The following is a 23357-nucleotide window of genomic DNA, read 5'->3' as shown; positions in this document are numbered from 1 at the left end:
GGGGCGGAAATGGATAAGATTAAATTGCAGGAAATGGCGTTTTATGGACACCATGGGATTGACTCTGAGGAGAATACCCTGGGACAGCGCTTTTTCATCGATGTGGAAATGGACTTGGATTTGTCCGGTGCAGGTGAAAGCGACAACATTGAAGATTCGGTGAATTATGCGGAAGTGTTTTCTCTCGTACAGTCTATTGCGGAGGGGACGCCCTGTAAACTTTTGGAACGGGTGGCGGGAAAAATCAATGAAGAAATTCTTGCGCGCTATTCTAAGGTGGAGGAGGTGGCAACGACAGTGCATAAACCGTCTGTACCTATCCATGGTATTTTGAAAGATGTTTCAGTGACGCTGCATAAAAAAAGATGAAATATTTCATTTCAATAGGTTCCAATGAGGGACCGTCAGAAGAGATTATGGGCGCGGCGCTCCACAAGCTTTCTCTCATGCCTTTTCTTTCCATCAGCAAAGTATCATCTCTATATAAAACACCGCCGTGGGGAAAGACGGATCAGGCAGAATTTCTGAATGCCGTTATCGAAGCAGACTGGCAGGGGACGCCGGAAGAACTGATGAGACTTTTGCTGGATACGGAAAACTCTTTCGGACGTAAACGGATGATGCGATGGGGGCCGCGGACATTGGATCTGGATTTACTCTATGGCGAAAATGTAGAAAAACAGACGGAATTTTTAAAATTACCGCATCCTTTTTTTTGGGAGCGGCTTTTTGTGCTTGTTCCTTTTGCAGAAATCATGCCCTACTTTATCTTCAAAGGACAGGATATACAAAGCAGGATCCGGGAACTTGGCGGCGGCAGGGAAATAGTGAAACAGGAAATTACAGGGAAAGGAGAGTATCTGTGGCAGACGAAATAAGAAAAATTGCGAACCTGCGGACAGAAGCGTCAGCGCCGGACTTGCCCGGCCGTATACAAAGTGAGGAATTCGTTTTTGATGAAATGATTGGCGCGGAACTGGTGCAGGAAGTATGCCGCCATAAAGATATCAGGTCTGTTGAAAAGCTTTTTTCCCTGGCAGACCCCATTATGATTTCAGGCGCAGGAGATTCGCAGAAGGCTCTTTTAACGGCGATGGCTGCGAAAGAAGACAGTCCTTTAATCATTATCGTGCCGTCTCAAAAGGATGTATTTCGATGGGAAATGGATTTGCGGTTCTTTGCAACTGATTTACATTTGTACTATTTTCCCCTGGTGGAAGAAACCGGATTTAAAGTTACTTTTTCAGGTACCGAACGCCTTCGTGACCGCATGAGGGGACTTGCAAGTCTCTTAGATGGGCGCAGGTCGGCAGTTATTGCGACAGTCGTGGAAGCGGCGCAAAAAATTATCAGTCCTTCCGGTATTCTTGAGAATCTGATGACCATTCATATGGGCGAAGTTATCGAAAGAGAAATACTGGTGGGGAAGTTGGTAAAACTGGGATATGAACGGGTGGATCAGGTGGAGCGGTGCGGTCATTTTTCCGTACGCGGAGATATTGTGGACATTTTTGCCATTAACGAAAGTCATCCTTTCCGTGTCGAATTTTTTGATGATGAAGTGGACGGAATCCGTGTTTTTAATGAAGATACACAGCGTTCCATTGATATAAGAGACGATATATCCATTCTTCCCGCTGTCATCCGCGGGGAATGCTCTTCTTCCATCCTGTCATACCTGAATAGCGGCAGGATATTCTATGATGAGCCGCAGCGGTGTGAAGAAGAGTTAAAGAAGTATTTCCATGAAGAAGCTGAAAATAAAGAAAAAGCTTTTGATTGGGCAGGTCTTGTAAAGACAGGGCGGTCAGGCAGGAAATATAGAAACAGGGAGATCTTGTTTTCTTTCCTGAAAAGAGATGCGGATCTTTTCAAAGTTAAAGAAACCGCAACTTGGAAGGGACGTACCATGGTGAATTACCAGCGGCAGATTTCTCTTTTCTTCAATGACCTGACGCGTCTTTTAAAGGAAGGCTGGTCTGCGGTTATTCTCACGCCCCGCCGGTCGGAGCGGAAGGAATTGGAGCAATATCTGTCGGATTACCATGTGCCTGTTTCACAAAAAGTGCAAAAAGGAAAAGTTACGTTGTACAATGGTGTCCTTTCCGGCGGCTTTGAACTGCCTGATGCGAAGATGGCTTTTATCACAGCAGGAGATATCTTCGGAAAGCAGAAGGCAAGACGGTATAAAGCCGGAGGAAAAGGAAAACAGATCCGATATTTCTCTGATCTGGAGCCGGGAGATTATGTAGTGCAGCGTGTCCATGGCATCGGAAAATATATCGGGGTAAAAACCATTGAACTGGAAGGTGTCCACAGGGACTATATTACCATCCAGTATGCCGGGGCGGACAAACTTTACCTCCCCATGGAGCAGATTGCCAGTCTTGAAAAATATATCGGTCCTGAAGGGCAGACCCCTGCTCTTCACCGTATGGGCGGTGTCCAATGGGATAAAGTACGGAGAAAAGCCAAAAAGTCGATTGAGGAACTGGCAGAAAAATTGCTGGCCGTTTACGCAGACCGTGAAATCACGGAGGGAATTTCTTTCCTTCCCGATACGGCGGAGCAGCGTGAGTTTGAGGATACGTTTCCCTTCGTGGAGACGGATGACCAGTTGGAGGCCATACAGGCGGTAAAACGCGGTATGGAACGGCCGCAGCCCATGGATATGCTCATTTGCGGCGATGTAGGGTTTGGTAAGACAGAAGTCGCCATGCGGGCGGTTTTCAAATGCGTCATGAGCGGCTTCCAGGCGATGGTTCTTTGCCCTACAACGGTCCTGTCGAGTCAGCATTATAAAACTTTTAAGGGAAGAATGGATTCCTTCGGGATTAATATTGCTCTATTAAACCGCTTTACGACAATGCGGGAGAAAAAAGAAATACTGTCGAAACTGGCAAGCGGAGAAATGGATGTAGTCATTGGAACGCATGCCGTTCTGTCAAAAAAAATTGAATGCCGCCATCTTGGCCTTCTTGTGGTGGATGAAGAGCAGCGGTTCGGCGTTATGCAGAAAGAAAAATGGAAATCCTGGTCAAAGAAGCTGGATATTCTTACGCTTTCAGCAACTCCTATTCCCCGTACGCTCCATATGAGTCTTACCGGTGTGCGGGATATGGTGGCGATGACACAGCCGCCGGCGAACCGCCATGCGATACAGACTTATGTGACAGAGTACGATGACACCATTGTGAAAGATGCCATTCTCCATGAAAAGGCACGCGGCGGACAGACCTATTTTATTTACAACCGTATAGAAAGTATACGGGCGATGGAAGCCCATTTGAGGGATATTCTGCCTTCTGATGTGACGATTGCCGTTGCTTACGGGCAAATGGACGGCAGAACATTGGAGAAAATCATGGTGGATTTCTTCGAGAAGAAATATGATGTTCTTCTTTGTACCACGATTATTGAAAATGGTGTGGACCAGCCTAACGCAAACACGATGCTCGTTTATGATGCGGATAAGCTGGGATTGTCTCAAATCTATCAGATGCGGGGACGCGTAGGCCGCTCGGAAAAAATAGCGCGTGCATGGTTCTTCTACCGCCAGGGGAAAGTCCTTTCCGAAGCAGCGGAAAAACGGTTGAATACGATCCGGGAATTTACGGAACTGGGAAGTGGATTCAAAATTGCCATGCGTGACCTGGAAATCCGAGGCGCAGGTAATCTCCTCGGTGCAGAACAGCATGGGAATATCGCAGGTGTAGGTTTTGCCACATATTGCAATATGCTGGAGGATACTGTATCGCGTCTGCGGGCAGAGCGGGAAAATAAACCGGTACCCAAGAAAATGCCTGATACCACTGTGGAACTTCGCCAGGATGCCTATCTGGATGAAGACTACATCAGCAATGAGGGGCAGAAGATGGAAATTTACCGACGTCTTGCCGTGGCGGCATCGGAAGAGGAACTGACCGATCTTATTGATGAAGTCATAGATCGTTTCGGCAGTCCGAGCCGGCCGGCAGAAAGGCTGTTCCTGGTATCCCGTATCCGTGTGCAGGCAAGACGTTTAGGAATCGGCAGTATTCTTGATGAAGGACAGACGCTTCTCATTGTATGGGCCGATGAAGAACCGATGCACCGATGGAATATGAACCGGCTGCCTCATTCTTATATGTCGAAGCTTCATTTTTTGCCAGGTTCGCCTGCCCGTGTTAGAATTAAAAAGACCGATATCCAGGGAAATACTGCTAAATGGATGTCGGATTTTATAGAAGAAATAACGAAAGAAATATATTCAGGAGAAAAACGTGCGTAAAAATTCATTTATTCAGGGTGCCCTCATCTTGACCGTTGCGGGGATCATTGTGAAGTTTATCGGGGCATTCAGCAGAATTTATCTGTCAAGGCTTCTTGGCGGAGAAGGGATCGGCCTCTACCAGATGGCCTATCCCATTTATATGCTGTGCCTTTCCATCTCATCGGCAGGACTTCCCGTGGCCATTTCCATCATGGTGGCGGAAAGAAACGCGGTGAATGATTATTGGGGCGGACAGAAGGTATTCCGTATCTCTATGACGGCACTTACCCTTACGGGTATCGTATTCAGCGCTCTTTTATATTTTGGTGCGGACTGGCTCGTCCATTCAGGTGTCGTAACTGATGAGAGAGCCTATTGGTCACTCATCGCTTTATCTCCTGCGGTACTTTGCGCTACGCTTCTGGCATCGCTCCGCGGGTATTTCCAGGGGCTCCAGATGATGACGCCTACCGCTGTTTCGCAGATTGTCGAACAGCTTGTTCGTGTTGTCACAATGATTGCTCTTGCCATTGTGCTCATGCCTTACGGTTTGGAATACGGTGCGGCCGGTGCTACTTTTGGTGCGGCACCCGGTGCATTTATCGGTATCCTCGTACTTATTGCCTGCTATTTTATGACAAAGAGCTGGCGGAGAGAACTGGCATCCCGGCAGGATTCTCATATAAAGCCTCTTGGTGTTGGAACGATTCTGAAACGCCTTTTGATACTGGCAGTCCCCGTTTCGCTGGCCAATATTATGCTTCCTGTTGTATCGAGTATTGATCTTTTCATTGTGCCCCGCCGCCTGGCCGTGGCAGGATTTTCCGTGGAAGAGGCGACCACGCTTTTTGGCTATTTGACAGGTATGGCGACAGCTCTCGTGAATATGCCGACTATTGTTACGGCATCCCTTGCGGCAAGTCTTGTTCCTGTTATTTCCGAGGCGGTGGCACAAAATAAGAGCGAGACGATCCTGAAACGAACGCATACCGCCATGCGGCTGGCGAACTTAATAACGATTCCTTCCTTCGTGGGGATGTGTGTCATCGCTACACCGATCTCTGCCATGCTTTACGCAATTCCTGATGCCGGTCCCTGTATTGCGGTCATGAGTTTCGGCGTGTTTCTTTTGGGCGTGCAGCAGGTCACTACGGGTGTTCTCCAGGGAATGGGAAAGACTGCTGTTCCTTTTATCAATATGGTGGTGAGCGCGGCGGTAAAAGTATTCCTTTCGTGGAATCTGACAGCGATGCCCAGCTGGGGAGTTCTTGGGGCAGCATGGGCGACAAATGCGGATTTCGGTGTGGCGGCTCTCCTAAATTTATTTTTCCTCTATAAGTATCGGCGATACATGATGGATATCATGCATACGGTTAAACTCTTTATCGCGGCAGGGATCATGGGTGCTGTTGCTTATGGCGTGTACACGGGGCTCTATGGGATAATCCACAGCAATACACTGTCTACACTGGCGGCGATTTGCGCAAGCGGCATCGTGTATTGTATGGCTGCCATCATGCTTCGTGCCGTAAAAGGTGAAGATGTGGCAAGTATACCCAAAATTGGCGGAAAAATGGCGGCACTGATTGACCGCTGCAGTATTGTAAAAAAATAGGTATAACGGCACATTTGAGATGATGTGCCGTTTTTCTATAAAGAAACGGAGTCTGTTATGCAAGATTATGTGTGTCTCATGCGTAAGCTTTTAGAAAATGGGATACTTACGGAGAAAGATTCTTTTGCTCTTGTGAATGCGGAAGAGGCGGAACATATTTCTTTGCCTTTTTACGGTACGTTGATTATTACCGGTGCGGAAGATGAAGAACGACAGAAGTGTATTTTTATCCGGTTGATGAAAATATGTGATGAAACGACACCGATTACTACATTAATGTATAATGGAAAAATTCTTAAATGTACAATTAAAGAATTTAATAACAAAATTATATTTCCTGTGAAGGCAGTGATACTTAAATCTTCAGAAATCATAAAAAAAGAGATGGAAAAATTCACTTTAAAACCGATTATTGATACGATGAAAACTCTTCGGGAACCAGGAGGGTGTCCCTGGGACCGGAGTCAGAATCATATGACGCTGCGGACATATTTTCTCCAGGAGGTATATGAAGTTATTGATGCTATCGAAGAAAATGACATATTAAATTTGAAAGAAGAATTAGGTGATGTACTTCTTCAAGTCGTTTTTCACGCGCGGATTGCAGAAGAAAATGGAGAGTTTTCTATGCAGGATGTGGTAGACGGTATCGCAAATAAAATGGTGAAACGCCATCCCTTTGTATTCGAAAAAATGAGCAAAGAAGACCTTTTTGCGGTGATTAAAAATTGGGAAAAACGTAAAAGAAAAGAAAAAAACAGGAAATATCTGCTTTCCGGAATACCAAAATGCTTGCCAAGTCTGCTTTTAGCGTGTATAATTCAAAAGAAAGTTAGTTCTGTAGGGATTTATGACCTCACGGCTTTTCGTGAAGATGAAAAGCCGCTCTGGATGAATGCCACTCAAAGAGAGGTACAGACAGGGAATAGAATGGGGGAAGAAAGTGCAGGAGCGTACCTTTTTGAGCTTGCCCGTGTCATGCAGGAAAAGGGAATTGATCCGGAACTTTCGTTACACTCTTTTTGTGTGAATCTCATGCGGCGCTTCAGCGAATTTGAGGACGGTATCAGAGGATGCGGATCTTTTGATGCCTTGTCTCAGGAGAGGCTGGAAGAACTGTGGCGGGAATTCAATGCGAAAGTGTAAGTTAATCCATCGGGACTACAGCGGGATTTTCCGCAGAGTTAATTAAAGGAGGATGTTTAGTTATGAACAAGACAGAACTCATCAGTGCAGTTGCCCAGACGGCAGAAATGACAAAGAAAGATTCCGAAAAAGCAGTTAAAGCGGTAATCGATGTTATTTCCCAGGCTCTTGTAAAGGGAGATAAGGTTCAGCTTATCGGTTTCGGTACATTCGAAGTCCGCCAGCGCAAAGCCCGTGAAGGCCACAACCCGGCGACCCAGAAAGCTATCAAGATTCCGGCTTCCAAGAGCCCGGCTTGGAGAGTTTCCAAACAGCTGAAAGAAAGAGTAAACTCTAAGAAAGCTGCTAAGAAAGCAAAGAAATAATTCAGCCTAAAAGCTGTGTCGAAAGAGACTGCAATCCCTCTTTCGACACGGCTTTTCGCTTGGAAGAAATAAAGATGCAGAAATACTCGAAAGGGAACCAGTCTTTCTGTGAATGATGAATAGAAGCATTATTTTACTTAAAGAAAGAGGCAGCCCTTCTGTTTTCCATCCGTTTCAGTCCATGATAAATTTCATTTTGGAGAGTTGTCGCTTATCATTCCGCAAACAGAAGGAGAGAGGTGGTTTTATTCAGTAAATGTCGATAGTACAGGTGCATTTTATCATTTTTTTTGCTATACTGAACATAAGTATATATTTCTGTAAGTAATCGTATATTTCGGAAATTTTCTGTATACAATCTTTCTGTATGAAAGGTGTGGGGGCCATGCAGGAGCATTTAAAGATAGCTTACTCGAGAAAAGCGTTGGAAACTTTCGGCGCGGTAGAGAAAAGGGATATTGTAGATGTATTTCAAACGGATTTTACCGATGTGGCCGCTGTGGTGGTGACTGATGAGGACGGGGATGCACTACGAAATCCGCGGATCCATGCTTTTGAGATTCCTGTGTTTCTGATCCTGTCGGCTGCAGGTAAAAAACATGATGAATTGATCGGGCAGGCATACAGTATTATCGATCCTACCGATGGGGATCACCATTTATATGCGCGGCAGATTGAAGGCGCCGCAGATCGATACGAGAGCGGGCTGCTGCCTCCTTTTTTCAAACAACTGATGGAATATGTGGAGCGGGGAAATACGCAGTTTGACTGTCCCGGGCATCAGGGGGGAGCTTATTTCAGAAAACATCCTGCGGGAAGAATATTCTATAATTTTTACGGCGAGAATACCTTTCGTGCCGATCTCTGCAATGCAGATGTGGCTATGGGGGATCTTCTCATTCATGAGGGCCCGGCGTTAGAGGCTCAGCGTCACGCGGCGCGTGTTTTTCATGCGGATAAGACATATTTTGTCCTTACCGGTACATCGGGGGCCAATAAGGTCGTTCTGGATGCTCTTTTAGCGCCGGGAGATATTGTTCTTTATGAAAGAAATAACCATAAATCTATCAGCTATGGCGCATTGATACAAGCAGGTGCTGTTCCGGTCTATTTAGAGACGGCGCGGAACCCCTTTGGCTCAATTGGCGGTATCTTAGAACATTGTTTCAATGAAGAATATATCCGCATGGTCATCGCGGAAAAAGATAAAAAGAAGGCGAAGGCAAAACGGCCTGTCAGAGTGGCGGTCATACAGTTGGGAAATTATGACGGCTGCATTTATAATGCCCGTCAGATTGTAGAAAAGATCGGCCATCTCTGCGATTATATCTATTTTGATTCCGCCTGGGTAGGGTATGAGCAGTTCATCCCTATGCTCCGTGACTGCAGTCCGCTGCTTTTGAATCTTGGGCCGGATGATCCGGGAATCATCGTATCCCAGTCCGTCCACAAGCATCAGGCGGGGTTTTCCATGTCATCCCAGATTCATAAAAAAGATGCGCATATTAAAGGACAGGAACGGTACTTGCCTCATAAACGCTTGAATAATTCTTTCATGGTGAATGCGTCTACATCTCCTTTTTATCAGGTTTTTGCATCGCTGGACATGAATGCCCGTATACAGGAGGGAGAAGGCGGAGCGCTTTTGTGGAAAGAATGTATGGAGCTTTCCGTGGAAGCGAGAAAGGCAGTTATCCGCAACTGCAAGTATCTGAAGCCTCTCGTTCCTCCTGTGGTTCACGGCAAGAATTGGGAAGAATGGGATACGGAAGAAATTATTAATGATATTGCTTATTTTACTTTTGAACCGGGCGGGAAATGGCATTCTTTTCAGGGATACGGGAAAGGACAGTATTTTATTGATCCTATGAAACTTCTCTTTACTACGCCGGGAATCAATGTAGAAACCGGACGGTATGAAAAGTTCGGGATCCCCGGGATTGTGCTTGCTAATTATCTCAGGGAAAATGCCGTGATTCCCGAAAAATGCGATTTAAATGATATTCTCTTTATCATAACGCCGGCGGAAACTAAGGCGAAGATTAATAACCTGATTTCAAGGATTCTCCATTTTGAAGCATTTGTAGATAATGATGCCCCTATGGCAAAGGTTCTTCCCAATATTTATCATACGTATCAGGATAAGTATGCAGGATATACGATTCGCCGGCTTTGCCAGGAAATGCATGATTTTTATAAGGAACGTAAGGTCAATGTCCTCCAAAAACATTTGTTTCTGAAAAACTATTTTCCCATATACAGTATGAGCCCGCAGGAAGCGAATTATGAGCTTGTCCGCGGACATGGCGAGCTGATCGATTTAGCAGAAGCGGAGGGGTGCGTGGCATTGGAAGGGGGAGTTCCTTATCCGCCGGGGGTTCCTTGCATTCAGCCGGGGGAAAAATGGTCGAAGACGGCTATTGCTTATTTCATGGCACTGGCAGAAGTATTCAATCTTTTTCCGGGTTTCACTCCGGAACTGCAGGGGGTATATATGGAGCGGGCAGCTGATGGGAAGTTCCATGTGTATGCCCAGGTACTAAAAAAGGAGTATGAAAAAATCTTATAATGGAAAAGTGAAAGACAGGCTGCATGCCGGAACTTTTTGCTGAATAGCTTTTCCCGCTGAAAACCACCGGAACACGAAGCCCGGTGGTTTTCAGTGGGAAATATATCAAATTTAATGGGAGATGATCAGCTTTAAGCTATTTTGCTGTTATCTTCTTTTGCTTTTTCCAAATCAAATTTGTCAGAAGCAAATCCGTAGAGGGTCCAGCCTAAGAAGGTAACAATCGCACCGTAAGTCATTGCTTCAAATCCGGAAGCATAGCATGCATAGAGACTGTAGATGGAAGCAATGAAAGCAATGAAGGTCGTTGTCTTTAATTCGCTTCCCTCGTGGCCGGCGGCTTTCATGATAACGATAATGGCGGCCATGCAGAGAAGGTAAGGAATAATATTGGTAATTGTTGCCAAATTGACCAATGTTTCAAACTGTTCATTCAGGGAAGGGCTGATAGTCATGAGGCCAAAGAGAGACTGGATGCAGGTAATTGTAACCATACCCACGATCGGTGCGCCTTTGGATGTAATCTTCTGCAGGAATGCAGGGAAGTAGCCTTCATCAGCACCAGCTTTGAATACGTTGGCGATGGTAAACTGCCAGCCAAGGAGGGAACCGAAGCAGGAGAGAACCATGAGTCCCATGATGATGTGCCCTACTGTGCCGCCGAACATGTGGGCAAATACCATTCCGAAAGGCGCGGTGGATTTCAGAAGTTCAGATGCGGGAACGATTCCGAACATGATATTTGTGGAAACGATGTAGCAGGCTGCCGCAAGGAGTGTGCCGCCAAGAACGGCTTTCGGCACATTAACTTCCGGATTGTCAACAGCATCGGCGTTGGCACAGGCGGATTCCATACCGAGGAATGCCCAAAGGGTCATGGTAATGGAGTTTGTGGCCGCTTCGCCGAAAGCCATATTATTCACATTCCAGTTGGCTATATACATATCGGTTGAGAACCAGCCCCAGCCGATAACAGCAAGTCCGATACATGGGATAATGACGCCCCATACGGTAATGGAGGAAACGCCGCCGGTATATTTCGGACCGCCGAAGTTTAGGACGGTAGCCAGCCAAAGTACGCCTATTGTGGCGATAGCCGTGAAGAGCGGATTAAGCGTGGTGCCGAGAAATCCGCAGGCGTAACCTACAGCAGAAATGGCGATCGCAGTATTTGCGAAAACCAGAGAAACGCCGTAGGTGTAATTAGCCATGAAGTTACCGGCTTTCCCAAAAGAATATTCCGCATAGCCGCCCATGCCGCCACCTTTTTTACTGTACATGCCGCATTTGGCAAATACATAAGCCAGACACATGGAGCCCACTGCGGTAACCAGCCAGGATACGATAGAAAGCGCGCCTACCTGGGCCAGTTTGGTAGGGAGCATGATAATGCCGGAACCCATCATGTTCACTGCTGTCAGGATGGTGAGTTGCATAACGCTCATTTTATTGCTTTGACTCATAATATTATAATCTCCTTTTATGATTTCAGGATTTGGACCGGCATGGGCAGGAACTCTTTAATCGGGTTCCTGCCTGTCGGTTCGGTATATCTTGTATAAATCGTAAACTTGCTTTCTTACTTCTTATCAAATTCCTTCTTCATGACGTAGCCGTAAGCATGTTTCTTGCCGTCTTCCGCTTCCTGGACATAAACGCCCTGGATTTCCGGAGCAAAGCCGGGAAGCTGATTAATGCCTTCTACAAGGTCAAGGAAGTATTTAACGGCAGTTTTGGACCATCTTTCACCCGGGTGGATGCAGAGTACACCTGGCGGATAGGGAAGTGCACCTTCCAGCGCGAGGCGGCCTTCCGCCTGTTCCAAGTCCACCAGTTCGCCATGTCCGCGCATGAATTCATACTGGGCTTCCTGCGGATTAATGACGTATTCCGGCAGGTAGTCATGCAGGAAGAGGTTTTTCTGAAGGGTGAAGACTTTTCTGTCCTTATAAAAATCATGCATTTCCTGGCAAAGCTGGCGGATCGTATATCCTTTGTATTTGTCTTCGTAGGCTTTATAGATGGACGGAAGCACTTCCGCCATCGGAGCATCTTCATCAATCAACTTTTCAAAACGGATCAGTTTGGCAACGAGATCGTCCATCTTAGTTTTGCTTTCCGCCGGAGTCATGAGGAAAAGGATATCGTTTAAATCGCATTTTTCTGGAATGATTCCGTTTTCGCGGAGATAGTTTGCCAGGATATTGCCGGGAATACCGAATTCTTCATAGCCGCCGTTTTCAATGTCAATACCACAGGTTACGAATTGGAGTTTCATCGGGTCGATGAAATACTGTCCTTTGCCGTATCCTTCAAAGCCATGCCACTTGGCGCCCGGTTCAAATGCCCAGTAATCCATATCGTTTGCCATCTTTTCCGTATCGCCATCTTCCCATTTTTTGCCGTTTACAACAGGCGGAACGAGAGGACGTATATAGTGGCAGTTGCGGAGAATCTGCTTACGTGTTTCGATAACGGTTTTAACAGCTTCTACCCACAGTTTTTTACCTGCTTCGCCTTCATGCATTTTTGCATTTACGTCAAGTGCGGCAAAGAGCTGGTACAGCGGAGATGTAGAGGCATGCATCATGAATGCGTTGTTCACCCGTTTATGCGGTACATAACGATCTTGTCCTTTAATGTGGGAGTCTTTCTTGTGTACCTGGGAAGTCATGGAGAAACCTGCCTGCTGTTTGTGGACGGACTGAGTAACGAAAATCCCCGGATCTTCCGGTCCAAGCTCTAAAAGCAGCGGACTGCAGTCTTTCATCATCGGAATGAACTGCTCATACCCTACCCAGGCGGAATCGAAGAATATGTAGTCGCAGAGATGGCCGATTTTGTCGACAACCTGACGGGCATTATAAATGCAGCCGTCATATGTGCCGAGCTGGATGACCGCCATGCGGATCGGACGTTTTGCTTTCGCTTTTACGGGATCTTTTTCGGCAACGAGTTTGCGGATATATTCTTCGTCAAAGCAGTGTTCAAGAATGCCGCCGATAGAACCGAAAGCGTTTCGCGCCGTTTCCAGATATACCGGGGTGGCGCCGGCGAGAACAAGAGCACCATGGTCTATAGATTTGTGGTTATTTCTGTCGAAGAGAACAATATCACCAGGAGCGAGAACCGCATTTAAAACAACTTTATTGGAGGTAGATGTCCCGTTCAGTACGAAATATGTTTTGTCGGCATTGTATACACGGGCTGCATGTTTTTGCGCGGACAGAGCAGGACCTTCATGAATGAGGAGATCACCCAATGCGACATCCGCATTGCAGAGATCGGCGCGGAATGTATTCTCACCGAAGAAATCGTAAAAAGCGCGGCCTGCCGGATGTTTACGGAAGAAAGCACCGCCTTGGTGGCCGGGGCAGTCGAACTGGGAATATCCGTTTTCAACATACTTCTCTAAGTCTTTAAAAAAGGGAGGAAGTACATTTTCTTCATAATGGGCTGCAGCGCTTTCGATCTGGCGGGAATAAAAATCGTGATCAGTCTCATTTAAATCAATGACGCGGTATACCTGTTTGATTATTTCATCGCTTACGTGGCTGTCTGCATCTTTAATAAGCATGACAGGAATTTTAAAAGCGCCAATCATTTCATTTTTCAGCACATCAGAATCTTGTTCGGTAATGACAACAGCAGCCACGTCAGTGTAGTCTGTATTGTTTACATCGATGATTTCGCGGCCACCAATGGCGCCGAAAGCTTGGAGAGCATTTTCCGAATAAGCGATCTTTAGTTTTTTCACAGTAATAACCTCCTAAACAAATAACTTAGAAACACAGATCCGCAATGTACTCGTCCGTGTGCACTTCGGTGAGTCACTCTGCGGTTATGCCCTTCTGGGGAGCATGTGTTTTCGACATCTTCATCATAGGATAGATTTTAATACTATTCCAATACCATTTTATAAGGAAAATATCCATTTGGCATGTATAATATCATAAAAGATATTTATAAATAATTAATCACAAAATAATATATAAAAAGTTATTATTAAATATTCAATAAATTAAATATTATTCCGAAACATATATTTTCACCTTGAAAGAATTTTTTCTTTATATTACTAATAAGAAAAGGATAAAAGGAGTTGTATATTAAACAAAACCTTAAGGAAAGATCGAAAGTAAAAATATAAAAATGTATATTATTAAAATAATGAAAGGAATTAACTAATATACCTCCAAAAGAATAAATATATTTATTTTGATATAACAAAGAGAAATAATGGGATTTTTGAGTAAAATCATAGAAGGAAAAATGCAAAATCCCCCAAAATTATTTGATATATATAACAAAAATAATATGTATGATTGAGGAGTGTATGTATAAAGAAAAAACTTATCTGATAACCCTGATAAATAAATGAATAAAATGAATATTTAATAGCAATAATGATATTAAATTATATCTATAGTGATATAATTTAAACAAAATAAAAAGACGCCCAATGAAAGGCGTTGATTTAATTTGATTTAATTTTAAAATTTAAAGAAGGGGGGAGTTGTAACTTGCCGCGTTTTGAACAAATTCCCAAAAATTATCAATGATATATTCTTGGAGCAGAACCGCTACGAGAGATAATTGAGAATCCGTGTGCCATGAAAGATTCAGGTGACGGTAGCATTTGTCGTCAGTAAGGAATGCCATCTTTATGTGTTCTCCGCGGGCAGCGTACCAGGTGAGCTGCGGGATAACGGCGATACCGAGACCCGCGTGGATAAATTCACGGACGGTATTGGGATTATCGCTTTCCATGACTACATTTGCTTCAAATCCTGCAGAAGCGCAAAGATCATCAATTGTTTTTCTAAGCCACATTCCTTTCGGCGGAGCAATGAATTTGGCAGTTGCCAGATCCGATAGAGAGAGGCGGCTTCCGTTTGCGTAAGTGCTGTCTTTCGGCATGATTACAATGAGGTTTTCCTTGAAAAGCGTTACCGTGTGGGGACTGTCGATTGGCTCATTGCTTGAAAAAAGGGTCAGATCCGTTTCTTGAGAATGGAGATGATGCAGAGAACGATTGCGGATATCCAGAATGGCTTCCGGATGTTCCTGACGAAATTTCATGAGAAAGACGGGGATCAGTTGGGCAGCGGATTCTATATTAAGCGTAACTGTCATCTGCTGAAGATTTTTTGATTCATTCAGATCTGTTTTAAGCTGATCCAGTTCCGCAAGAAAACTTTTTGCATGCTTCAAAAGAATTTCTCCGTCTCGTGTCAGTTTAATATTCCTTCCTTTCCGTTCAAACAGTGCGACACCCAGTTCTTTCTCTATGCCGCTGATCATTCTGGAGAGGGCTGGCTGGGCGACATGAAGGCTTTCGGCGGCGTTTGTGAGATGCTGCATTTCTGCAGTTCTTTGAAAATAGAGCAGTGAGGTGAAATTCAGTTTCATATTTTCTCCGGTTTTTATCAGTGCAATATATACAGCGATATAAAGTATAACAATTAAATCATAAAATATATATCAAAAACAGTATATCATAAAGCGGGGATGCGGAAAATGGGTTACCCGGAAGCGGGGATAAAGTGGAAATGGTTAGGAAATAAAAATTTCTGAGGGATATTTGTATTTAACAGAAATACGGACTCATCGAGGAGAGAATCGCCTATAACTTGTAAAAACTTGATTTTTAAGTGTTATAGTTATATACTATAAATGGGTATTGAATATACCTTTAATAATATTTGCAAAAATTTATCGGGGAAGGAGATGAGAGTATGGCATCCTCTGTGGATATGGAATTGGGAGATATGATGTATGAACTTTGCCTAATGGCGCTTTTCTTTGTAGAAGGAGCAAATCTGCTTGTGCCTTTTCGTGAAAATTTCAATTTCAAACGAATTGTGGCCAGATTCTCTTCTTTCTTCAAAGGGTTCATCGGCGCAGGGGGATGGGGGCTGAAAGCCCAAAAACCGTTGGGCACGGTAAAAATACATACACGGGCTGTCGTTTTGAATGACAGAAGGATACGGCTCTTTACAGGGACATATCTACAAAAGCGTCTGCGTGAAATCATTTCACTGCGGAAATATATTGATCATAGCCGGGTCAGTGCTGACCTGTTTGTTATTTAAAAGCAGAAAGGTTGGCTGATCTTGCAAAAGATGCACTTTGGTGTATTGGCAGTCAACTTTCAAAGAAAATCTTCTTGATTGACCATGCTTGTCCAACGTATAGGACAGGAAGCCTGTATTAAAAGAGAAGTACAGGAAATCAATATGGAGGGTTCCACCAGTTTCAGGAATCCAAAATCAGACGCTCGGCGTCTTTTTTGATGGTGATTTAAGGAGAGAAAAATGAAAATCGGATTATATAGTGATATGAAAAAGCTGCTTTCAGTCACATTTCCTATCTTAGTAGCGCAGCTTTCCACCATGGGAATCAATTTTATAAATACGACAATGGCAGGCCATGCGGGAGCAGATGATTTGGCCGGGGTTTCAGTAGGGACAGGGATCTTCTTTCCTTTTGAAGGTGCGGCTATCGGGCTTCTGATGGCAGGGACGCCTATAATTGCCCAATTAATTGGGAAGAATGAAAAATCATCCATTCCTTTCGTGGTGCGTACAGGCATATACATAGCACTTGCACTGAGCATGCTGTTGTTTGCAGGATATTTCTTTTTTGCTGATGAGGTTGTCAGCAGCATGGGACTCACGGCTGAAGTGGAATATATTGCAAAGAATTATATTTTTGCCATGGTAGTGGCAATGGTATTTATTTCTCTTATTATTCCGCTTCGCTCTTTGACGGATGTGGCAGGAAGCACGGCTACCTCTATGAAACTTTTTCTTTCCGCGCTTCCTATCAATGCTGTTTTGAATTATTTTCTGATTTATGGTCATGGCGGGCTGCCTCGCCTTGGCGGTATCGGTGCAGGCGTTTCGGCGGCAATTACGTACTTTTTCGTACTGCTGATGTTCCTTTATGTGATTCATAGTGACGAAAGATTTATGGGAAAGGAAATATTCGCTTCCGGCAAGAGCCGTTTTTGTGACTGGAAAGAATATATGAGTGTGGGTATTCCGAGCGGACTATCCGTTTTCATGGAAATGGGACTTTTTGGGGCGATTATTATTTTCATGGCGCGGTTTGGCACGGAAACACTTGCAGCATATCAGGTCGCCGATAATTTTGCGAATATGGCATACATGGTACCACTGTCCTGTTCCATGGCGCTCACCATTTTAGTGGCTCGTGCCGCAGGCGCGAAAGATCATGCTCTTGCAAGGCGGTACGCCAAAGCAGGAATTCTTATGTCCGTGGGATTTTCTGCAGCGGAAGTCCTTTTGACGACGATTTTCCGGGAGCAGATCGGACTGGTCTATACTGATGATGCCGCAGTTATTGCTATCGCATCGCAATTCCTGATTTTTGCTTCAGGGTTCCAGTTTTTTGATTCTATCTCTGCGCCGGTGCAGGGGATTCTTCGCGGATATAAAGATGCTAAAGTGCCTTTTATCCTTCTTTTGGCGGCTTACTGGGGAGCTTGTTTCCCTGTAGCCCTGTTCCTTGATCATCAGCTGGACATGGCTGCCGTTTCTTACTGGATTGGTCTTGATGTGGGTGTGGCGGCATCGGCGGTATTTATGGCTATCCGTCTTTTTACTTTGGAAAGCGGGTTTATGGAAAATACAGCAGCTGTATCCCTTCGCGGAAGGCTGTCTTTGGAACCGGCTTATGACAATGGAGTTTATAGAGTAAAGGCAGAAGTTTTGACGGGTATAAAAATTATATGGCAATATTGCAGGGAAATCGGAAATAATCTTTTTGTACCACAGGAAAAAATTGTGGAAATACGCGGTCATGTGCTTACGGGTATCCAGCGCAAGCTCATAGGCCATGCTGCGCGGGCTTATGTGCCATAGCGCTGCTTCAGGATACAGTGATTTCTTTAAGGCAAAAAATCGGAAGGCATATTTTCCTCTTTGGAGAATATGCCTTCCGATTTTTCATGTGAGCAGAAAGTCCTGCAAGTCATGAGGCGTTTTAAAAATAAAATCCGCCCCGGCATCGGCGAGTTCATCCAGGCTACCGTAACCCCATGCTGCCCCAGCAGATGTGATTTTATTTGCTTTTGCGCCAAAGATGTCATAGTTTTTGTCACCAATCATAATCGTGGAGGAAAGGAATTTTTCATCGAGGGCGGGTGTCATTCCGATTTCCTTCAATTTGATGAAAGTCTTTTTGATAATGCGTGTTTTTTGGTCGAAATCTGCCTTGTTTTTCATTTCGTCAGAAGGATTGCTGCCGACAATCACATCAAAGTAAGAGGTAAAGGAAAAGTCTTTCAGTATTTTATGCACCAGCGGCCACGGCTTGCTGGAAGCGACGGCGGTGATCATGTTTCTTTGCTTCAAGGCGGATAAGAGTCCATTGATACCTTCGTAGGGGGCGGAATCAAAAATGCCTTTATTATCATACTGCTCGCGGAACTTCATAATGACCGCCAGTGTATCTTTTTCTGACAGGCCATAGATTTTTTGTATTTGCACATTCAGCGGCGGACCGATGAATGATTTAAGTGTAGCAGGATCTGTTTCATTAATGCCTGCTGCTGTAAGCCCGTACTGCATGGCTTTTATAATGCCTGGACCGGAAGCAGAAATAGTGCCGTCTAAGTCGAAAAGAATATATTTATAAGTCATGTGATACTCCTTCTGATCAATTAAATTCAGTATATCAAAAAGAAGAAAAGGCAGCGAGAATAAGAAAAAAGGAAGAGCCTTATGTTTATTGTGGTCTCATGATTTTTTTGATATTCTTAAGGCAAAGAAAGGTTATGTATTATGCAGGAGGGAATTATGTATATCGATGGAAAAATTTGGATAGGGAATAATGATCAGGGGGAACGGATCAGCATCATTCCGAAGATGGTGAACCGTCACGGTCTTGTTGCCGGTGCAACAGGCACAGGCAAGACGGTTACGCTCAAAGTCATGGCGGAAACATTCAGCGATATGGGTATCCCTGTATTTATGGCGGATGTCAAAGGTGATATCGCAGGAATGATGAATCCCGGGACAGACAGCGAAGATATGCAGAAACGCATCGGGAAGTTCAATCTGACGGATGCGGGATTCGCCTACAAAGGATATCCTGTTACTTTATGGGATATTTACGGTGTAAAAGGAATCCAGCTCCGTACCACCATTTCTGAAATGGGACCGATGCTTCTTGCCCGTATCCTTGATTTGAATGATCTCCAAAGTGATATCCTCACAGTAATATTTAAGATTGCCGATGATCGTAAGTGGTTCCTTATCGACACGAAAGATTTGAAGTCCGTCCTGAATTATGTGAGTGATCACCGTGGGCTTTTTGAAGGAGAATACGGGAAAATGAGTCCGGCCTCTATCAGCACGATCGTCCGTGCAGTAGTGGCTCTTGAAGCAGCCGGCGGCAATGTGTTCTTCGGTGAGCCGGCTCTCCGTATTTCCGACTGGCTGACATTAGGTGATGGCGGCAAGGGGATGATCAATATTCTTGACAGTGAAAGTCTGATCAATAATGGCAAGATGTATTCCGCCTTTCTTCTCTGGATGCTGTCCGAACTCTTTGAAACACTTCCCGAGGTGGGTGATCTGCCTAAACCCAAGATGGTTTTCTTCTTCGATGAGGCTCATCTCCTGTTTAATGGAGCGCCCAAACAGCTTTTGGATAAAATTGAACAGGTGGTTAAGCTGATTCGGTCCAAAGGAGTGGGGGTATATTTCTGTACACAAAATCCGAAAGATATTCCCGACGGTGTTTTAGCGCAGTTGGGGAATAAAGTGCAGCACGGTCTTCACGCATATACGCCGTCTGACCAGAAAGCAGTCAAAGCGGCGGCTATGTCTTTCCGCGCGAATCCTGCATTTGATACGGAAGAAACGCTTACTTCTCTCGGGACGGGAAAGGCGGTTGTTTCTTTCCTTGGGGAAGACGGTGTCCCGGGCATGGCGCAGAAGGTATCTGTTCTTCCGCCGCAGTGCAGTATGGGCAGTATTGGGGACGGGCAGCGGGAGCAGTCCGTTAAGTCAAGTCTTTTTTACAGTAAATATGCGGAAGGGTATGATCCGGAATCGGCTTATGAGATCCTGATGCGTTTAGGGCAGGAGGAACAGGCAAGAGAGGAACAGGCAGCGGCAGAAGCGGCGCAGGTGAAAGAAGATGCGCGCCTGACAAAAGAACAGGCGAAGGCAGATGAGAAAGCGGCTCGTGAAGCGGAAAAAGAATCGGCGGCAAAGAACCGGGCCATAAAATCCGTGGGGAATTCCGTACTGGGGACAATCGGCCGTGCGGCGGGAAGATCGATCGGCGGCAGCGTAGGCGGAAGTCTGGGCAGGAGTGTGGGCGGAAATCTTGGAGCAAGCCTTGTCCGCGGACTTCTGGGAACTTTTTTTAAACGGTAACGACTACCTGTTTTTCTTCTGGAGGTTTATGATGAAAAGACTTTTAGCGGCAGGCAGTATCTGTGTATTCCTCTTTTTGGGGGTTATCGGCTGTGGAGGAGAAAGTATGGCGGGATATCAGAAGATTCCGGCGGCGGAAGCAAAAAATATGATGGATAAAGGCGGTGTGACTGTTGTCGATGTACGTCGTGAAGAGGAATACAAAACGGGGCATATTCCCGAAGCAGTTCTTTTGACTAATGAGACCATCGGCAACGAACCGCCGGCACTTCTTCCGGATAAGAATGCCGTAATTCTTGTGTACTGCAGAAGTGGTGTAAGAAGCAGACAGGCATCTGAAAAACTGATTAAATTGGGATATAAAAAGGTATTTGATATGGGTGGTATCAAGGATTGGCCTTATGATGTCGTTACGTAAATTTTGAAATTAGGAATATATAATAAAAACGCATGTTTTCCAGGGGAAGGAGAATCTTATGGAGTTCAAAATTAAATATTATAAGGATCTGGTGTCTTTTCACATACCGGATCAAAATGTATTGGGGAATATCCTTCCCAATACGGCACCTGCTGCGGTATCAGAGGCGGAAGAAGTAGCCCGTGCCCTTTCTGTTCCTTTTGGAACCCCCAGATTGTCTGAAATTGTCAGATCCGGAGAGAAGATTGTAATTGTTACCAGTGATATTACCCGCCCCGTACCGTCAAAGATTATCATTCCCCGCCTCTTGGATGAATTGGGAAAGGCAGGGGTGAAAGATGAGGATGTGACGATTGTCTTCGGTCTTGGCAGCCATCGTAAGCAAACTGAAGAAGAACAGAAATCTCTTGTGGGAGAAGAAGTGTATAGTCGTGTGAAATGCGTTGACAGTGATCCTGAAGATTGTGTGCACCTGGGCGTTTGCAGGAATGGTACGCCGGTGGATATATTCCGTACGGTGGCGGAAGCGGACCGACGCATTTTGGTGGGAAATGTGGAATACCATTATTTTGCAGGGTACAGCGGCGGCATGAAAGCAATTATGCCGGGAGTTTCCTCTCGTGCTGCCATCCAGGCCAACCATAAAAATATGATTCACCCCGGGGCATTTGCAGGGAATTTGAAAGATAATCCGGTTCGTGATGATATTGAAGAAACAGCTGACTTTATTTCTGTTGATTTTATTTTAAATGTAGCGCTTGATGATCATAAGCGGATTGCCTTTGCCGCAGCAGGACATCCTGTGGAGGCCCATCGCAAGGCCTGTGCCTTTCTTGATAAAATATACAAGAAAAAAGTGAAAAAAGCGGCAGATATTGTTATTGTTTCTACCGGTGGCTATCCGAAGGACATCAATTTGTACCAGGCGCAGAAATCTATCGATAACGTGAAACATATTGTGAGAAAGGGCGGCATTATGATTGTGGCGGCCAGCTGCCGTGAAGGATACGGCAGTGATGTATTTGGCAAGTGGATTAATACATACAGCACGCCCGGTGAACGGATTGAAGAAATACAAAGGCATTTTGAATTGGGCGGGCACAAATCGGCAGCTCTTGCCATGGTGCAGAAAAATTGTGATATTTATCTGGTGACTGATATGGAAGATAAACTGGTGGAGAAGGCAAACATGGTTCCTTTCCATAATCTCCAGCAGGCGGTAGATGCGGCATTTGCCCAAATGGGGGAAAAGGCGGCAGCGTATGTCGTTCCTGTCGGCGGTTCGACGCTTCCTGTACTGGAATGAATGATTATTGGTGGAAAGTGAATATTTAAAAACACGGTATCCTATATGGATGCGTGTTTTTTGATGCGAAATCCGATTAGGCGGAATACTGGAGTTCAAATTACAGTTCAAATAAGATGCCGATGGCGGCAGAAACGGCAATGTAAATAACAGGATGCTTTTTAAACCGCCAAAGCGCATACCACATAATGACAGCAAGAAGAATGCATTTCCAGTCAAAGAAAGATAGGATATTTGGTGCCGGGATATCATTTTTTATGTTAAGGAGAGATATTTTTGCCACGCCCAGCCCGGCTGCTGTAATTAAAGCGATGGAACAGGGGCGGAGTCCGTAGAAAATTTTTTCCACAAGCAGGGCATTCTTAAATTTATCCAGTGCTTTTGAAACTGCTGTAATAACGAAGAGCGCCGGTGAGGTAAGAGACAGCGTTGCCCAGATGCCGCCGGCAATACCGAGGGTCTGATAACCTGCGTAAGTCGCCATGTTGACGCCCAGCGGCCCGGGAGTAGATTCGGAGATGGCAATCATATTGGCGATATCTGCTGTGGAAAACCAACCGGTAGATTCGGATATGGCATAGAGGAAAGGGAGTGTTGCCAGTCCTCCGCCTGCGGCAAAAAGTCCCGCCTTAAAGAATTCCCAGAAGATCTGGAACCAGATCATTGCGCCACCTTGCCTTTCTTTCCTGCATCAGGCATGAAAATGTACCCTGCTGTTCCCGCGAAAATGACAGAGAATACCGGAGAGAGAGAGGAGAAAAGGGAGATCAGAAGAATGGAAAGAAAAATGAATGCTGTTCTTTTATCAGTAATGGATTTCCTGCCTAATTTGATGACAGTGTCAAAAATCAAGACGCATACGCAGACACGGATGCCGGCGAAAGCATGGATGACAAACGGATTTGCTGCAAAGCTGGAAAGAAATATGGCAATAGCAGTAATAATAAGCATGGAAGGAGTAATGACACCTAAGGTGGCAGCCAGGCCGCCTGAAAAACCTTTTTGTTTATACCCTACAAAGGTGGCTACATTGACAGCAATCATGCCGGGCGTGCACTGGCCGATGGCGAAATAGTCCATTAGCTCTTCTTCGGTACTCCATTTTTTATTTTCCGCTACTTCCCGCTGCAGGATAGGAAGCATGGCATATCCTCCGCCAAAAGTGACGGCGCCCATTTTAAAAAAAGTGAGAAATAAATCCCAAAGCATAAGCAGATCCTCTTTTATAATGACTGGCATTTTTAGATTATTATAGACCTTAACAGGATAAA

18 protein-coding genes are annotated in these 23357 nt (G+C 45.1%); 12 read left to right on the top strand and 6 right to left on the bottom strand.

The window, feature by feature from the left end:
* Positions 1–9 precede the first annotated feature (9 nt).
* From folB to speC, 7 genes are all read left to right on the top strand, one after another.
* Positions 10–369, top strand: a complete 360-nt coding sequence (gene folB, locus GCWU000321_RS02420) for a dihydroneopterin aldolase (RefSeq protein ID WP_007069496.1) — start codon at positions 10–12, stop codon at positions 367–369.
* Positions 366–878 (top strand): 2-amino-4-hydroxy-6-hydroxymethyldihydropteridine diphosphokinase, encoded by a 513-nt coding sequence (folK, locus tag GCWU000321_RS02415; RefSeq protein WP_007069495.1) that lies wholly within the window; start codon positions 366–368, stop codon positions 876–878. Before folB ends, folK begins: the two co-directional genes overlap by 4 nt.
* Positions 863–4270 carry a transcription-repair coupling factor gene (mfd, locus tag GCWU000321_RS02410; RefSeq protein WP_007069494.1) on the top strand — a complete coding sequence of 1136 codons (3408 nt, stop codon included), beginning with the start codon at positions 863–865 and terminating at the stop codon, positions 4268–4270. The genes folK and mfd overlap by 16 nt, the downstream gene beginning before the upstream one ends.
* The gene (locus GCWU000321_RS02405) at positions 4263–5867 is read left to right on the top strand and encodes a putative polysaccharide biosynthesis protein (protein WP_007069493.1); all 1605 of its coding nucleotides are present in this window, start codon (positions 4263–4265) and stop codon (positions 5865–5867) included. Before mfd ends, GCWU000321_RS02405 begins: the two co-directional genes overlap by 8 nt.
* A 78-nt stretch (positions 5868–5945) precedes the next feature.
* Entirely contained in the window at positions 5946–7013 is a 1068-nt protein-coding gene (gene mazG, locus GCWU000321_RS02400) for a nucleoside triphosphate pyrophosphohydrolase (protein WP_169303243.1), read from the top strand.
* A 62-nt stretch (positions 7014–7075) separates the two neighbouring features.
* Positions 7076–7378, top strand: coding sequence for an HU family DNA-binding protein (locus GCWU000321_RS02395; RefSeq protein WP_007069491.1), 303 nt, complete (start codon positions 7076–7078; stop codon positions 7376–7378).
* Positions 7379–7763: 385 nt separating this feature from the next.
* Positions 7764–9947 carry an ornithine decarboxylase gene (speC, locus tag GCWU000321_RS02390; RefSeq protein ID WP_040381774.1) on the top strand — a complete coding sequence of 728 codons (2184 nt, stop codon included), beginning with the start codon at positions 7764–7766 and terminating at the stop codon, positions 9945–9947.
* Positions 9948–10078: 131 nt separating this feature from the next.
* Here speC and potE read toward each other — a convergent pair whose 3' ends face one another.
* The 3 genes from potE to GCWU000321_RS02375 form a co-directional block, all read right to left on the bottom strand.
* Positions 10079–11410, bottom strand: a complete 1332-nt coding sequence (gene potE / locus GCWU000321_RS02385) for a putrescine-ornithine antiporter (protein WP_007069489.1) — start codon at positions 11408–11410, stop codon at positions 10079–10081.
* Positions 11411–11526: 116 nt separating this feature from the next.
* Positions 11527–13704 carry an ornithine decarboxylase SpeF gene (gene speF, locus GCWU000321_RS02380; RefSeq protein ID WP_007069487.1) on the bottom strand — a complete coding sequence of 726 codons (2178 nt, stop codon included), beginning with the start codon at positions 13702–13704 and terminating at the stop codon, positions 11527–11529.
* Positions 13705–14447: 743 nt separating this feature from the next.
* Positions 14448–15359 carry a LysR family transcriptional regulator gene (locus GCWU000321_RS02375; protein WP_007069485.1) on the bottom strand — a complete coding sequence of 304 codons (912 nt, stop codon included), beginning with the start codon at positions 15357–15359 and terminating at the stop codon, positions 14448–14450.
* Positions 15360–15685: 326 nt separating this feature from the next.
* Here GCWU000321_RS02375 and GCWU000321_RS02370 point away from each other — a divergent pair, with 326 nt between their 5' ends.
* Both GCWU000321_RS02370 and GCWU000321_RS02365 read left to right on the top strand, forming a co-directional pair.
* On the top strand, positions 15686–16042 hold the full coding sequence (locus GCWU000321_RS02370; RefSeq protein WP_040381127.1) for a hypothetical protein: 357 nt from the start codon (positions 15686–15688) through the stop codon (positions 16040–16042).
* Between the two features lie 222 nt (positions 16043–16264).
* Positions 16265–17836 carry an MATE family efflux transporter gene (locus GCWU000321_RS02365; protein WP_007069482.1) on the top strand — a complete coding sequence of 524 codons (1572 nt, stop codon included), beginning with the start codon at positions 16265–16267 and terminating at the stop codon, positions 17834–17836.
* A gap of 84 nt (positions 17837–17920) precedes the next feature.
* On the opposite strand, the gene GCWU000321_RS02360 is transcribed toward GCWU000321_RS02365, so the two are convergent.
* Entirely contained in the window at positions 17921–18616 is a 696-nt protein-coding gene (locus GCWU000321_RS02360) for an HAD hydrolase-like protein (protein ID WP_007069481.1), read from the bottom strand.
* Positions 18617–18772: 156 nt separating this feature from the next.
* Between GCWU000321_RS02360 and GCWU000321_RS02355 the strand changes: the two genes are divergently transcribed.
* Genes GCWU000321_RS02355 through larAH6 form a run of 3 tightly spaced genes read left to right on the top strand, consistent with a single transcriptional unit; the run spans position 18773 to position 22086 of the window.
* Entirely contained in the window at positions 18773–20362 is a 1590-nt protein-coding gene (locus GCWU000321_RS02355) for a helicase HerA-like domain-containing protein (protein WP_040381124.1), read from the top strand.
* 28 nt (positions 20363–20390) lie between these two features.
* The gene (locus tag GCWU000321_RS02350) at positions 20391–20780 is read left to right on the top strand and encodes a rhodanese-like domain-containing protein (RefSeq protein ID WP_007069479.1); all 390 of its coding nucleotides are present in this window, start codon (positions 20391–20393) and stop codon (positions 20778–20780) included.
* Between the two features lie 58 nt (positions 20781–20838).
* Complete coding sequence (gene larAH6, locus GCWU000321_RS02345; RefSeq protein ID WP_007069478.1) at positions 20839–22086, top strand: nickel-dependent malate racemase, LarAH6 family; 1248 nt, start codon at positions 20839–20841, stop codon at positions 22084–22086.
* Between the two features lie 100 nt (positions 22087–22186).
* Here larAH6 and GCWU000321_RS02340 read toward each other — a convergent pair whose 3' ends face one another.
* Positions 22187–22750: a chromate transporter gene (locus tag GCWU000321_RS02340; protein ID WP_007069477.1), complete on the bottom strand. Its 564-nt coding sequence runs from the start codon at positions 22748–22750 to the stop codon at positions 22187–22189.
* Positions 22747–23295 (bottom strand): chromate transporter, encoded by a 549-nt coding sequence (locus GCWU000321_RS02335; RefSeq protein ID WP_050754513.1) that lies wholly within the window; start codon positions 23293–23295, stop codon positions 22747–22749. The genes GCWU000321_RS02340 and GCWU000321_RS02335 overlap by 4 nt, the downstream gene beginning before the upstream one ends.
* Positions 23296–23357 lie beyond the last annotated feature (62 nt).

The organism is Dialister invisus DSM 15470, assembly GCF_000160055.1.
Classification (GTDB): domain Bacteria; phylum Bacillota; class Negativicutes; order Veillonellales; family Dialisteraceae; genus Dialister; species Dialister invisus.
The sequence above is the reverse complement of the archived record's forward strand: the minus strand, read 5'-3'. Positions and strand labels throughout refer to the sequence as shown.

Excerpts from the sequence above, each read along its gene's own strand:
- folB (WP_007069496.1), top strand. The coding sequence starts at position 10 with ATGGATAAGATTAAATTGCAGGAAATGGCGTTTTATGGACACCATGGG.
- folK (WP_007069495.1), top strand. The coding sequence starts at position 366 with ATGAAATATTTCATTTCAATAGGTTCCAATGAGGGACCGTCAGAAGAG.
- mazG (WP_169303243.1), top strand. The coding sequence starts at position 5,946 with ATGCGTAAGCTTTTAGAAAATGGGATACTTACGGAGAAAGATTCTTTT.
- GCWU000321_RS02395 (WP_007069491.1), top strand. The coding sequence starts at position 7,076 with ATGAACAAGACAGAACTCATCAGTGCAGTTGCCCAGACGGCAGAAATG.
- speC (WP_040381774.1), top strand. The coding sequence starts at position 7,764 with ATGCAGGAGCATTTAAAGATAGCTTACTCGAGAAAAGCGTTGGAAACT.
- potE (WP_007069489.1), bottom strand. The coding sequence starts at position 11,410 with ATGAGTCAAAGCAATAAAATGAGCGTTATGCAACTCACCATCCTGACA.
- GCWU000321_RS02375 (WP_007069485.1), bottom strand. The coding sequence starts at position 15,359 with ATGAAACTGAATTTCACCTCACTGCTCTATTTTCAAAGAACTGCAGAA.
- GCWU000321_RS02370 (WP_040381127.1), top strand. The coding sequence starts at position 15,686 with ATGGCATCCTCTGTGGATATGGAATTGGGAGATATGATGTATGAACTT.
- GCWU000321_RS02365 (WP_007069482.1), top strand. The coding sequence starts at position 16,265 with ATGAAAATCGGATTATATAGTGATATGAAAAAGCTGCTTTCAGTCACA.
- GCWU000321_RS02360 (WP_007069481.1), bottom strand. The coding sequence starts at position 18,616 with ATGACTTATAAATATATTCTTTTCGACTTAGACGGCACTATTTCTGCT.
- GCWU000321_RS02355 (WP_040381124.1), top strand. The coding sequence starts at position 18,773 with ATGTATATCGATGGAAAAATTTGGATAGGGAATAATGATCAGGGGGAA.
- GCWU000321_RS02350 (WP_007069479.1), top strand. The coding sequence starts at position 20,391 with ATGATGAAAAGACTTTTAGCGGCAGGCAGTATCTGTGTATTCCTCTTT.
- larAH6 (WP_007069478.1), top strand. The coding sequence starts at position 20,839 with ATGGAGTTCAAAATTAAATATTATAAGGATCTGGTGTCTTTTCACATA.
- GCWU000321_RS02340 (WP_007069477.1), bottom strand. The coding sequence starts at position 22,750 with ATGATCTGGTTCCAGATCTTCTGGGAATTCTTTAAGGCGGGACTTTTT.
- GCWU000321_RS02335 (WP_050754513.1), bottom strand. The coding sequence starts at position 23,295 with ATGCTTTGGGATTTATTTCTCACTTTTTTTAAAATGGGCGCCGTCACT.